This is a genomic window from Limosilactobacillus sp., from assembly GCF_040772465.1.
GTDB lineage: Bacteria > Bacillota > Bacilli > Lactobacillales > Lactobacillaceae > Limosilactobacillus.
Genome location: NZ_JAXGYB010000003.1, coordinates 187,450 through 200,567, shown reverse-complemented (window position 1 = coordinate 200,567; position 13,118 = coordinate 187,450). Strand labels below are relative to the sequence as shown.

General features: G+C 38.9%; 13 protein-coding genes. 11 read left to right on the top strand and 2 right to left on the bottom strand.

The annotated features are described in order from the left end of the window. Positions 1-34: 34 nt before the first annotated feature. Both AB3114_RS04555 and AB3114_RS04550 read right to left on the bottom strand, forming a co-directional pair. Positions 35-283 carry a DUF2922 domain-containing protein gene (locus AB3114_RS04555; RefSeq protein ID WP_367342078.1) on the bottom strand — a complete coding sequence of 83 codons (249 nt, stop codon included), beginning with the start codon at positions 281-283 and terminating at the stop codon, positions 35-37. 18 nt (positions 284-301) lie between these two features. Continuing rightward, complete coding sequence (locus tag AB3114_RS04550) at positions 302-523, bottom strand: hypothetical protein (RefSeq protein WP_367342077.1); 222 nt, start codon at positions 521-523, stop codon at positions 302-304. A 97-nt stretch (positions 524-620) separates the two neighbouring features. Between AB3114_RS04550 and recX the strand changes: the two genes are divergently transcribed. From recX to AB3114_RS04495, 11 genes are all read left to right on the top strand, one after another. Next, positions 621-1,415, top strand: a complete 795-nt coding sequence (gene recX / locus AB3114_RS04545; RefSeq protein WP_367342076.1) for a recombination regulator RecX — start codon at positions 621-623, stop codon at positions 1,413-1,415. 84 nt (positions 1,416-1,499) lie between these two features. After that, positions 1,500-2,147: a sugar transferase gene (locus tag AB3114_RS04540; protein WP_367342075.1), complete on the top strand. Its 648-nt coding sequence runs from the start codon at positions 1,500-1,502 to the stop codon at positions 2,145-2,147. Between the two features lie 19 nt (positions 2,148-2,166). Continuing rightward, positions 2,167-2,931, top strand: coding sequence for a DUF4422 domain-containing protein (locus tag AB3114_RS04535; RefSeq protein ID WP_367342074.1), 765 nt, complete (start codon positions 2,167-2,169; stop codon positions 2,929-2,931). An 18-nt stretch (positions 2,932-2,949) separates the two neighbouring features. Then, entirely contained in the window at positions 2,950-3,879 is a 930-nt protein-coding gene (locus AB3114_RS04530; RefSeq protein WP_367342073.1) for a glycosyltransferase family 2 protein, read from the top strand. 57 nt (positions 3,880-3,936) lie between these two features. Next, entirely contained in the window at positions 3,937-5,055 is a 1,119-nt protein-coding gene (gene glf, locus AB3114_RS04525; RefSeq protein ID WP_367342072.1) for a UDP-galactopyranose mutase, read from the top strand. Positions 5,056-5,057: 2 nt separating this feature from the next. Further along, positions 5,058-6,494 (top strand): flippase, encoded by a 1,437-nt coding sequence (locus tag AB3114_RS04520; protein ID WP_367342071.1) that lies wholly within the window; start codon positions 5,058-5,060, stop codon positions 6,492-6,494. 6 nt (positions 6,495-6,500) lie between these two features. Continuing rightward, a complete protein-coding gene (locus AB3114_RS04515; RefSeq protein WP_367342070.1) occupies positions 6,501-7,697 on the top strand; it encodes a hypothetical protein in 1,197 nt (398 codons plus the stop codon). After that, the gene (locus tag AB3114_RS04510; protein WP_367342069.1) at positions 7,690-8,310 is read left to right on the top strand and encodes a chain-length determining protein; all 621 of its coding nucleotides are present in this window, start codon (positions 7,690-7,692) and stop codon (positions 8,308-8,310) included. The genes AB3114_RS04515 and AB3114_RS04510 overlap by 8 nt, the downstream gene beginning before the upstream one ends. Positions 8,311-8,401: 91 nt before the next feature. Beyond that, a complete protein-coding gene (locus tag AB3114_RS04505) occupies positions 8,402-9,421 on the top strand; it encodes a galactofuranosyltransferase (RefSeq protein ID WP_367342068.1) in 1,020 nt (339 codons plus the stop codon). A 111-nt stretch (positions 9,422-9,532) separates the two neighbouring features. After that, positions 9,533-11,884: a C39 family peptidase gene (locus tag AB3114_RS04500; RefSeq protein WP_367342067.1), complete on the top strand. Its 2,352-nt coding sequence runs from the start codon at positions 9,533-9,535 to the stop codon at positions 11,882-11,884. 86 nt (positions 11,885-11,970) lie between these two features. Next, positions 11,971-13,080 (top strand): acyltransferase family protein, encoded by a 1,110-nt coding sequence (locus AB3114_RS04495; protein ID WP_367342066.1) that lies wholly within the window; start codon positions 11,971-11,973, stop codon positions 13,078-13,080. Positions 13,081-13,118: the final 38 nt, after the last annotated feature.

Genomic DNA, 13,118 nt, shown 5'->3' with positions numbered 1-13,118 from the left:
GAGGATGGGAATATTTCCCACCCTCTTGGAAAAGTTATGCCGCTGGCTTCAGTTGCTTGGTGTCTTCTTTAGAAACAATGATCTCTTCAGTCGTTTTGATGTACTTAGCGGAGACTGGTGTAGCGTAGATGTTTTCGCCATCCTTGCTGAACGCATTGGAAGCGGCAATTGCCTTCATCTGCTTCAGCATCGTGTCCTTGTCGAGACCGTCCTTTGCGTAATTCAGCTTCAAGACGTGTGTTTTGCCGAGGCTACCCTTAAAAGTTAAACTCAAAGTCTTCATTTATACATCGATCCTTTCTTATTCAGCGCTTGCTGGTTCCATTTCTAACTTGTTGGCAACGGTTTGTTTCATTTCAGAAACAGCGTCATTCGTAATCGCCTGCATAAAATTCTTGATGATGGCAATTTGTGCATCCGTCAGGTTTTCGGCGACGTTGCTCAACGTGCGGGTAACACCTTCTGGATTGTCTTGCCCCTTCATCTTGACTTGCAGCTTAGCGTTTTGAAATACTTTCTTCATGGTAAAAACTCCTTTGTTTATTAGCCGTAAGCACGGCGCCAATGCTTACACTTATAGAAACGAACGAGCAGGGAAAATGTAAAGGAGAAATTTGAAATTGGCTAAAATTACCAAAGTCACAACGCAAAAGAATCGCAAGCGCCACCGCTATAATATCTTTCTCGACGGCCAATTTGCCTTTGGCGTCGACGAGGCAGTGCTAGTAAAGTATCACTTGCTGAAGGGGACTGAGCTGGATAAGGATCAGATCAAAATGATCACTAGCTTTGACCAGCAAAACACTGCTTATCTGCGCGCCCTTGATTACCTTTCCTACGGTCTGCGGACAGCGGCAGAAGTCGAGAAAAAGCTAGCTGACTTTGACACGCCTGCTTCGATGGTGCCACCAGTGATGGAACGCCTCAGTCAACAGGGTTACGTCGATGATAGTAACTACGCAAAATCCTACGTTCGAACTGAGATGAGGCTCGATCTCAAAGGGCCGGGCTTTATCAGACAACACCTTAAGCAAAAACACGTTGCTGACGAAGTGATTGAACAGGCTTTGGAGCTCTTTACTCCTGATATCCAACTAACTAACGCTACCAAGTTAGCAAAGAAAGTCTTTAAACGACAGGGACGGCGATCAGCCCGGCAACAAGAAGAGCGGGTGCGGCGCAATTTGATACAAAATGGTTATAATAGTAACATCATCCAGCAAGCTCTGGCGGCGGCACGGCCGGAACCTGACCCCAAGCACGAAGCAGACCTACTGGATCGCGAAGCCAAAAAGGCTTGGCACCATTACGGAAAGTACCAGTCGTATGAACGTAAGCAGCGCGTCAAGCAACTCCTCTTTCGCAAGGGTTACCAGCTGGATGATATTGAGCGTTGGCTGGATGAGAATGTTTAGTATTTATAAAAGTGATTGTTTCAGCCGGGCCAACGCTGTATTATATGTAAGATAGTGATTTTTGAGAATAAATGAGGCAAAAATATGGCTGAGAGAAAAAGTCAAAATCAGCAGTCTTGGTGGTACCGATTCATCAAACGCTTTTTTGATATTGTACTATCAATACTAGCTTTAATTGTATTTAGCCCAATTTTCTTATTTGTATTTATTGCTGACCAATTTGGTAGTAATAAGGGGCCATTATTTTTCCAGCAGGTAAGGATGGGACAATACCATAAGCCATTTAAAATTTTGAAATTCCGTTCAATGGTCGTTGGTGCTGATGAAATATTACATAATGACGCTAAACTATATAAAGAATATATAGATAATAACTATAAGTTAAAGCCAGAACAAGATCCACGTATTACTGGATTGGGGCGTTGGCTCCGTAAAACATCAATTGACGAAATTCCTCAATTTATTAATATTTTACGTGGTGACATGACAATTATTGGTCCTCGGCCGGTAGTTCCAGAAGAATTATCTCAATATGATGGTCACGTCGATAAATTATTGTCTGTTCGTCCAGGTGCGATGGGGCTTTGGCAAGCAAGTGGTAGAAGTAATATTGGCTATCCGGAAAGGGCAGATCTCGAATTAAGCTATGTTGATAGGGCTTCACTGCTTTTCGACGTTCAGATCCTGTTTAAAAACGTTATTAGTATTTTTAAGAGTACTGGGGCTTATTGATTAGGGAGAGTAAATACCAATGAGTAAAATCAAAGTTATTGTGGCCACTCATAAAAATTATGTGATGCCACAAGATGATCTGTATTTGCCAGTTTTTGTGGGTAAAGATTTGCATCCAGACGTTAATCATACTTTTCAAGGCGATAATACTGGTGACAACATTTCTAAGAAAAACGCACATTATAATGAATTGACTGCGATTTACTGGGGATGGAAAAACTTGGATGTTGACGCGATGGGGCTTGTACATTACCGTCGTTACTTGAGTTTGAATCACCACAAGTCGCTCAATAAAGTTTTGACTTACAAACAAGCCGATAAATTATTAGAAAATAACGACATTATTTTGCCAAGCAAACGTCGTTATTACATTGAAACCAATAAGTCCCATTATCTCCATGCACATGAACACAAACCATTTGATGTGCTGGATCAAGTGATTCATCAGAAATATGCGCTATATGGAGACGCTTTTGATACTGTGATGAATCGTACGTGGGCGCATATGTTTAACATGTTTATCATGAAGCGTAAGCCACTAAATGATTACCTCACATGGCTCTTTGCTGTTTTGAAGGATGTTGAAGAAAGAACTGACGTTAGCACTTATTCCACTTATGAGCAGCGCGTTTATGGTTTTTTGAGTGAATTGCTGTTAGATGTTTGGTTGGAAGTTCACCCTCAATACCAAACTAAAGAAGTTAATTACGTATTCATGGAACATACTAATTGGCTAAAAAAGGGTGGAAAGTTCTTAGAACGAAAATTTGTTGGGCATGCTTAAGGGAAAGGACAGGTGACAATGCCAAAGTTATCAGTCGTAGTGCCTTGTTACAACGAAGAAGAGTCCATTCCTCTTTTCTATCCTGCTGTATCCAAGATTATTGCTCAAATGCCAGTTGATGCAGAATATTGGTTTATTGATGACGGCTCTAGGGATCATTCATTGATGGAGATGGAAAAACTTCATCAGAAATATCCTGATGAAGTGCATTATGTGTCATTCTCACGCAATTTTGGCAAAGAAGCCGGTCTTTATGCTGGTTTGCAAGCAGCTACTGGTGATTATGTGGTTGTGATGGACGTTGATTTGCAGGATCCACCTGCGATGCTTCCAACAATGTATAAAGATCTTCAATCAGGTGAATATGATTGTGTAGGAACACGGCGGACGGATCGAACGGGTGAAGCAAAAATAAAATCCTTTTTGTCTTCGCAATTCTATCATGTCATCAATCATATTTCAGAAACTGAAATTATTCCTGGAGCTCGTGACTATCGAATGATGACCCGCCAAATGCTTAATGCTGTCTTATCGATGACAGAATATAATCGCTTTTCTAAAGGTATCTTTTCCTGGGTTGGCTTCCGTACTAAATACCTTGATTATCACAATGTGGAACGGGTGGCTGGTACTACAGACTGGTCAATGAGTAAACTCTTTCGCTATGCTTTAGATGGGATTATGGACTTTTCAGACGCCCCATTATCCATTGCTACTTGGTTTGGAACATTAATTGCTGGGTTAGCTTTTATTGCTCTAATTGTTGTGGTTATTCGTCACATAGTGTCACCAAACGCAAGTGCTTTTGGTTGGGCATCCTTGATTTGCATCATCCTTTTTATGGGTGGAATACAATTACTCAGTATCGGAATAGTTGGCAAATATGTAGGCAAAACTTACATGCAAGCTAAGCATCGACCAATTTACATCATTAAAACTAAAAAGTAGTATAATATTTCTGTTTTGATATTGAACGTGAAGTCTAATTAAATAGGTGAATGTATTATGAGTAAATATGATTATCTTATTGTTGGGTCCGGGCTCTTTGGTGCCACCTTTGCTTATGAAGCTGCAAAGCGTGGTAAGCATGTTAAAGTGATTGAAAAGCGGAACCATCTTGCTGGTAACATCTACACAAAAGAAGTGGATGGCATCCAGGTTCATCAGTATGGCGCCCACATTTTCCATACCTCAAATCAAAAAATCTGGGACTATGTTAACAAATTCGCAAAATTTAATCGTTATACTAATAGTCCAGTAGCTAATTATAAGGGTGAGATTTACAACTTACCTTTTAATATGAACACTTTTAACAAAATGTGGGGCGTCGTTACGCCGCAGGAAGCTCTGGATAAGATCAACGAGCAACGTCAGGAAATGGCAGGTAAGAAACCAGCTAATTTGGAAGAGCAAGCTATTTCTTTGATTGGTCGTGATGTCTACGAAAAGCTGGTTAAGGGCTACACCGAAAAACAGTGGGGGCAAAAAGCCACTGATTTACCAGCTTTCATTATTCGTCGTCTACCAGTTCGTCTGACGTACGACAACAACTACTTCAACGATGATTACCAAGGGATTCCGATTGGTGGTTATACTCAGATCGTTGAGAAGATGCTAGCTAGTGATTTGATTGATGTTGAAACCAATACTGATTTCTTTGATCACAAGGAAGAATACCTACGTGACTATCCGCGAATCGTTTTCACAGGTACTATCGACCAGTTCTTTGATTACCAACTGGGTGAGTTACAATACCGGAGTCTGCGTTTCGACACGAAGGAACTGAATGTCGACAACTTCCAAGGTAATGCGGTCGTTAACTACACCGACGCTGAAACGCCATTTACCAGAATTATTGAGCACAAGCACTTTGAATTTGGCAAGGGTGATAAGGGGAAGACCATTATCACCCACGAATACCCTGCCGACTGGCACCGTGGGGATGAACCATATTACCCAGTTAATAATCAAAAGAACAATGCTCTTTATAAGAGTTACCAAAAACTAGCTGCTAAGACACCACAAGTTATCTTCGGTGGCCGGCTTGGCCAATATCGTTACTACAATATGGATCAAGTGTTGGAAGCTGCTCTTGTTGCAGTAAATAAGGAGTTTAAAGATTAATAATGAAGGTCATCAAAAACTATTTGTATAACGCTGGTTACCAGATTTTGATAATGTTGGCACCTTTAATTACGACACCTTATGTGTCGCGTGTTTTGGGCCCGCATAATAATGGTATTTATGCCTATACAACTGGTTGGGTGACCTTTTTTTATTTAATTGGTCAATTAGGCATTACGATGTACGGAAATCGCGAAATTTCTTATAATCGTGATGATCCCATTAAACGATCACAGACTTTTTGGGGGATTGAATCACTCCAATTGATGACAGTGTTCCTAACACTAATTGCCTATATTGTCATTGTTTTTCTTTTTAGTACTACTTTTAGGGAGTACTTTTTAATTCAATCAGTTTGGATTGTAGCGGCTGCTTTTGATGTTTCCTGGTACTTCATGGGGCTTGAAGATTTCAAGCGTACAGTTACACGTAATACAATCGTAAAGCTATTGTCCATTTTGATGATTTTCACCTTTGTTAAACAGGAAAGCGATTTGTGGAAATACATTCTGCTGCTGGATGGGGCTTCTTTAGTCGGTAATTTGACTTTATGGCCTTATTTACCTAAAACTGTCCGCTGGGTACCAATTAAAACTTGGCATCCTTGGAAACACTTCTATCCATCTTTGCTCTTGTTTGTTCCAACAGTTACGACCCAAGTTTACCTTGTCGTTAACCGTTTGATGTTAGGACGGATGTCTACTCAAACAGCCTTGGGCCAATTTGATTATGCTGATAGACTTGTCAAATTGGTAATAGCTATTGTGACTGCCAGTGGAACAGTAATGTTGCCACACATTGCTAGTAAATATGCAAAGGGTCAAGTTAAAGAAGTTCGCAAAAGTTTATATATATTCTTTGATTTTTCCACTGCAATTGCCATTCCAATGATGTTTGGTATGATGGCTATCTCTGCGAAAATGACACCATGGTTCTTGGGTAACAAATACATAGAGGCTGGTAAAATTGTTTTCTATGAAGCTCCTGTGATCTTGTTTATTTCTTGGAGTACAGTTACTGGTAATCAGTATTTGATTCCTATTAATCGAGTTAGAGAATATACTGTTTCTGTAACCATCGGCGCTGTCGTTAACGTTATTAGCAACTTGGTTTTGATTTATCTATGGGGCGTTAATGGTGCGGCAATTGCGTCAGTTTTGTCTGAATTTTCTGTCGCCGCTTACCAGTTGTTTTGCATTAGAGGTACGATTCGACGCCGTCAGTTGTTCTCTTCACTGTGGAAATACTTTCTCGCAGGGATTATCATGTTTGTAGTAGTTTATCGAATGGACCAGTATATGTCGATGAATATTATTCATCTAATTGTTCAAGTAGCTGCTGGGATAATTCTTTACTTGATTGGAATTATTACTTTGAGGGCCCCGATCGTGCATCAAGCACTTCAGCTGATTGCTAATCGCAGAGGCAATAAGGAGTAGAATTGAATGATGACGCGCATAATAGAGGTTTTAAGAGATGCTAAGCAACGCCAAACAGTTGGTCAGCAATTATACTTTGTTGCCTTCATCTTTGGCTTAGTCATTACTTTTTTGCAGACGACGACTTTTATTCAGTTTGTTTCTAACCATGCGCTAACTAGGCTGATTTATATTTCATTAGCTTTGCTGGTTGCAAAGCTTCTGTGCTTTGATGATCACGATATTCGACAGTTATTATTAGATTTAGTCATGATGGCTTTATTAGGATGTTCATGGTATTTGTCCCAGTCACTGCCAATGATTACGATGGGGTTATTCGTAATTACTGCTCGTAATATTGATTTTCATCAAATTGTGCAAACTTACCTTACTGTCGGATTAATTATCTTTGCAGTTGTCATTGTGTCAGCTCTTGTTGGTATTATTCCCAATATTATTTTCCACCGTCAAGATGTTGTTCGCCTATCATTTGGCATTATTTATACGACTGACTTTGCAGCACATGTTTTGAGTTTAGTCATGGCGTATTGCTATTTGAATTTTTCAAAGCTTAATTGGCGGTATTATTGCTGCATTGTTTTAATAGCCATCTTTATTATGAAGGTTTGTGATGCTCGTTTAGACACAGCTTGTCTTTTATTGATTATTCCTGTGATTTGGTTTGCACAACAAGCGCAGCGTGGCAACCGGGGAGCTCAATTAGTGACTAAATTTTATTGGGGTGTCACACCAATAATGGCTTATGCTACCGTGATGATGGCATGGTTATTTAATAATCAAAAAAATTGGATGTTACGGTTAGATCAGTTGGTATCAGGACGTCTGACAATTTCACATCAAGCACTGGGTAAATATGGGATCAGCTGGTTTGGACAACATCTAACAGAACGTGGGTGGGGCTTTGGCGCTGCCCATGTCAATGATCAAAATTATTTCTTTATTGATTCATCTTTCATGCGTATGGTGATTATTTCAGGTTTGGTTCTAGGCATAATCGTTGTCTTTTGGATGACTAAAATTTCTTGGCAATCTATTCAAGCTGAAGATTATGCTTTAGCAGCTATTATTGTGATATTGACAATTAGTGCCATGGTGGAACAACACCTGTTGGAAATTGATTATGATCCTTTTTTGCTCGCAGCATATTCTATAGTGTATACTAGCGACAGACAAAGTCGAATGGAGAAGAAGAACATTGAATAAGAATCAAGTGCGGAAAAGCTTTTATACTAGCTTAATTGTCGTAATTGTCTTGGCAATTATTGGCGGTGGGGTGTTTGGGCTTTATGCTAAACATAAGAAGACTACTACTTTCACTGCTTCGCGTAACGTTTTAGTTTCACATAACTTAAGGGAAAACGAACGTGCTAATAGTGGTCAAGACCAGATGACACAGGCTGATTTGAACATGATGAAGACTTACCAAGATGTAGCAGAGGACACCAAGGTTGCTCAAACAACTCACAAGTTGCTACCTAAGAAGTTGCGTCATCGCTACTCTTCTCATGATTTAGGCGGCATTATTTCAGCTAAGACGAATGATCAATCCCTTGTTCTGAAGATCAGCGCACATACTAGTCGCCCCAATGATGCTAAGGTTATTGCTAACACATCAGCGCGTGCATTTAAGCAAGTTCTACCTCAGGAACAACCAGGTGCAGGCCACGTTTCATTGTTAGGCAAAGCAACTAATCAGAGTGTTGAATCTCATAGTCATCCCAGCATCAAAAAGTATGGATTAGTTGGGATTGTTCTTGGCGGACTTGCTGGGATTGTCATTTCAGTAGGCTATGTAACGATCCGCAATATGAAATGAAGTAAATTAATCGTTAGTAAAGGTGGTCGGTTTTAGCGTGTTGAACAACGTTAAAAGTCGGCCGCTTTTTTATTTGATGAGGTTAAAAATAATGAAGAAAGAAATTTTGACAATTGTTGATTTTGACAAAAATAATGCAGCCCCCAAAGCTAAAGCAGACGTTGCAGCTTTTTTAAAACCATTAAGTTTTACAAGTACCCTGATACATACCGATTTCCATTCTAAGTTTCAAAAATTACGTTTGACTTATTGGGAACTTCCACATTATTTAAGAACGCACCGAAACATGGACGAATTAATTTTCCAGTATCCTGCTTATTCCTTTTTTGTGATGGATCGCTTCTTAAAGGATTTTCACCATCATTGTCATGCCAAGCTGATTTTCTTTGTTCATGATATTGAAGCTTTGCGTATGTTTTCCTCTCAAGAAGAAGGAATTCATGAAATGAATGTTCTCAATCAGGCTGATGGGTTGATTGTTCATAATCAGAAAATGGCTCATTATTTGAAGTCTCAAGGTGTCAAAAAACCAATGGTGTCCTTAGATATTTTTGATTATCTTAATCCTCAGCCATTGATTCAGCGCAAACATTATGAACAGACTGTTTGCTATGCTGGCAATTTAATGAAATCAGGTTTTCTAACTAAGATAGATGATGCTCATTTGAAATTAAATGTATTTGGCCCTAATCCGGCTGATCATTACCAGAATGGTGTTGAATATTGTGGACAGTATAGTCCAGAGCAATTGCCTGAACATTTACAATATGATTTTGGCCTCGTATGGGATGGTGATCAGTTAGATACATGCAGTGGCAAGTATGGTCACTACCTAAAATACAATGCACCACATAAAGCTTCACTGTACTTAAGTTCAGGTATTCCGGTTATTATTTGGAAGCAGGCCGCTTTAGCAAAATTTATTGAACAGCATAATCTAGGTATTGTCATCAGTAATTTAAATGATTTAAGTCAGACGTTGCAATCTCTAGATAAGACACGATATATGGAAATTAAAAGCAATGTCATGAAATTTGCTGAAAACTTGAACAATGGTTATTTCACACGGCGTGCAGTCAACAAAATGGAAGAATTGCTAAAATTTAACTAATTTAATATTCAAAATATTAGCATTTTGTTAAGATTCCTATTTTCTTTGCTTGTGGTCGTCGTTATAATGAAAGATATTAAAAAGGAATTCGAGGGAGCGTACCAATAAATTATGAAGACTCGTTTTAAACTATATAAAGCGGGAAAGCGTTGGCTTACCGCAACGTTACTTACTGTTGCAGTAGGGGGGGTGAGCCTGACACTGACAGCTTATGCCGATCAGGATAATAATTCGGAGTCTACTGTAACGACCACCGTTGTTGTGCCAAGTTCTACTACGATAGCAACTACGAATGGTTCTAGTAATAGTCAAAATCAAACGCAGGATGTTAATGGTTATCATCCAGTGACGAGTAACAATAGCACTACCTGGCAGAATGCTAATGGGCAGAAGGCCAATGGCTGGCAAGCTAATAGCAGTCATCAATGGTACTTGTTCAATGATGGTACAATGCAAACTGGCTGGCAGTATCAGTCAAATAACTGGTACTACCAAAATCCACAAAGTGGTATTACTGAAGCTGGTCTTCAGCATATTAACAATGACTTATACTATTTAAATGATCGTTCAGGTCATCCTTATGGTGCAATGCAGACTGGTTGGCAATATGTCAGCAACAATTGGTATCACTTTAAGAATAGTGGTCAGGCTGATCGTGGTTGGTTTTATGTTGGAAATCAATGGTACTACTTAAATCCGTCTTCTGCAGCAATGGAGATTGGTTTACAAAATATCAATCATGATTACTATTATTTAAATCATAGTGGTGCTATGCAGACCGGCTGGCAATATGTCAACAACAATTGGTATCATTTTAAGAATAGTGGTCAGGCTGATCGTGGCTGGCTTTATATTGGAAATCATTGGTATTACCTTAATCCAACTACTACAGCAATGGAATCAGGATTTCAGCATATTAATGGCAATTTATACTATCTTGATCAACGTAAGGGTGGCATTGCTGGTGCAATGCAAACCGGCTGGCAAGTTATCAATGGAAATTGGTACCATTTTCGTCCAAGCGGTCATGCTGACTTAGGTTGGCAGTATGATGGTCATAATTGGTATTACTTTAACCAACGAACTGGTTTGATGGAATCAGGCTTGCAAACAATTAATAATCAGCTATATTATCTTAATCTTCACCATGATGGTACTTTTGGTGCTATGCAAACTGGTTGGCAATATGTTGATGGCAATTGGTATTTCTTTGCTAATAGTGGTCAGGCTAACAAGGGATGGTTAACATTGAATAATGTTACCTATTACCTCAATCCTGCCAACTCCCAAATGGTCACTGGCGATGTTACGATTAATGGGCATCGCTACTTATTTAATAACTCTGGTGCTCAAATTAGGGGAGTTATTATTGTTAATAATGGTCGTAGTTTTCGTTACTATGACCCCAATTCTGGTGTCTTGCAAACTAAAGTTAATCTCAATGGTCATGAGGTGAATGCTGATCCACAAACGGGCAATCTACCTCTTAATGGTTTAAAATCAGGTTTATTACAGCTTGGTGATGATTACTTCTACTTCAATAATGGGCACTTTGTTACTGGTGATTGGGCTAAGGTCAACAATCGCTGGTACTTCTTTAGCAATAATGGGAAAGCTACTAAAGGTTGGTTCCAACGCAACAATCACTGGTATTATTTTGATAATAATGGAGCTGCACATACTGGTTGGTTTAAGTCACCGGCAAGTGGATCTTGGTATTACTTTGATCCCACAAATGCCTGGGCATTAACCGGCTGGCATTACATTAATGGCAACTGGTACTATTTTGACAATACCAATGCTTATGCTTTAGAAGGTGACCATTGGATCTATGGTGTGGAATATTACTTTGATCCAACGAATGCTAATATGTACCGCAACCGTTGGGTGAATATCAATGGTTATACAGGCCATGCTGATAATAGCGGGCATATTTGGTACCCAGAATACCGTAGCCAGTTCTCACCAACGTTTGTGGCAGAAGGATGTTCTGTCTATTCCCTTGCTATGTTGTTGAGTGCAAAGCAGTACATTAATATTCCTTATGCACTGTCACTTCTGCAGCAACGACAAGGCGGGAATATATACAGTGGGGCAGGTTTTAGTTTGATCATTCAGCCAAATTCATTAGTTGACTTGGCTCATCACTTTGACTCATCAGTTCGCAATATCACAGGATCTAGCGTACAAGACATCATTAATTTGGTGAATGCCGGTCACCCTGTGCAATATTATGGTTATTCCAGTTATGAACGAGGATATGGTCACAAGAACCATAACAAGGTTATTGTCGGATACCGTAATGGTTACTTCCGCATTTATGATCCATGCTATTGGTCAGCCGGTAGTGGTGCTTATACAGAAGGCCGCAATAGTTATGATTGGGGAGCAGAATCGTGGGTAAACATTGGTCGCTTCGAAAATGATTATTATCCTGATCGGCAAGCCATTACAGTAGATTAATGTTTCTTTTAAACGATCTAATAACAGCTAAGCCTGGTGTTGGGTCGTTTTTATGTGACTACAACTTAATTTGCGAGGTTATTTTTGTGACAAAACGAAAAGATAGAAATTCAAGTATTGAATTGCTCAGAATACTGACAATGTTTACTATTGTGATGCACCATTATGCTTATCATGGAACATTCTACTGGCAAACTTTTAATCCACAGACAGTTGGTGCTCTGCGGGTCAATGCTTTCTTACAATATTTTGGCAAAACAGGGGTGGCTATTTTTGTAATGATTGGGGCCTATTTCTTGTGTGAGAAAAAGTTTAATTTTTATCGTCCTATTAACCTATTGCTGACGATGATGTTTTATAGCTTCCTCATTTATATTGTTTTACGTATTTTTTATCCACAAGCCATTTGGATGCATGGATGGATTAATATGTTATTGCCATTCCCATTACCAAGTGGTTACTGGTTTGTATATTCATACTTGTTAATGCTAGGGGCAATGCCATTCTTAAATATTATTATTAGTCATCTTAAATCACGTCAGTTGCTTTTACTGATTTGTTTAATGACTATTACTTGGTCTTTTTTGGTAATTGGTATTTGGCTATTTAGTAATAAGCCAGATACCGAACCCGATAGTTTTGGTTATTCATATGGCACATATTTCTGGCTTCTGTATTTGGTAGCTGCATATTTACGTAAATACAGTGGGAAGCATTTAAACTCAGCCCGCTTTACTGGAATCAGTGCTTTACTATCGATGATATTATTAGCGCTATTTACGTTATTGATTCACAGCCAGCATACATCTAATGGAGTACTTGATTTCTGTGATTTAAACAGTCCATTTGTACTTTTAACATCAGTTTTTACTTTTTCTTTCTTTAAGAATTTGCATTTTCATAGTCCGATTATCAATTATCTAGCTGGGTCGATGTTTGGCGTTTATTTGATTCACGAAGATTCTTTTATCCGACCTTTGGTTTGGCATAATTTAATATCTTCCGCTAAAGTTGCTCATTCTGCAATGTTATATGTAGGACAAGCAATTGGCTTTTCACTCTTAGTTTTCATAGCTTGTGTATTAATAGATATCATTATTAGACGTCTTTTGATTGCTAAACCCTTGCAACGATTTTCTATTTGGCTGAATAAATGGATTACTAATAGAGTTATTCTGTTTGTGAATGGAAAATAAGCTATAATATTCAAGGTAAAGTTTCAAATAAGGAGTAG

Coding starts and splice junctions, on each gene's coding strand:
- AB3114_RS04520 (WP_367342071.1), top strand. CDS start 5,058: ATGAAGGTCATCAAAAACTATTTGTATAACGCTGGTTACCAGATTTTG.
- AB3114_RS04550 (WP_367342077.1), bottom strand. CDS start 523: ATGAAGAAAGTATTTCAAAACGCTAAGCTGCAAGTCAAGATGAAGGGG.
- AB3114_RS04540 (WP_367342075.1), top strand. CDS start 1,500: ATGGCTGAGAGAAAAAGTCAAAATCAGCAGTCTTGGTGGTACCGATTC.
- AB3114_RS04515 (WP_367342070.1), top strand. CDS start 6,501: ATGATGACGCGCATAATAGAGGTTTTAAGAGATGCTAAGCAACGCCAA.
- glf (WP_367342072.1), top strand. CDS start 3,937: ATGAGTAAATATGATTATCTTATTGTTGGGTCCGGGCTCTTTGGTGCC.
- AB3114_RS04530 (WP_367342073.1), top strand. CDS start 2,950: ATGCCAAAGTTATCAGTCGTAGTGCCTTGTTACAACGAAGAAGAGTCC.
- AB3114_RS04500 (WP_367342067.1), top strand. CDS start 9,533: ATGAAGACTCGTTTTAAACTATATAAAGCGGGAAAGCGTTGGCTTACC.
- AB3114_RS04505 (WP_367342068.1), top strand. CDS start 8,402: ATGAAGAAAGAAATTTTGACAATTGTTGATTTTGACAAAAATAATGCA.
- AB3114_RS04535 (WP_367342074.1), top strand. CDS start 2,167: ATGAGTAAAATCAAAGTTATTGTGGCCACTCATAAAAATTATGTGATG.
- AB3114_RS04555 (WP_367342078.1), bottom strand. CDS start 283: ATGAAGACTTTGAGTTTAACTTTTAAGGGTAGCCTCGGCAAAACACAC.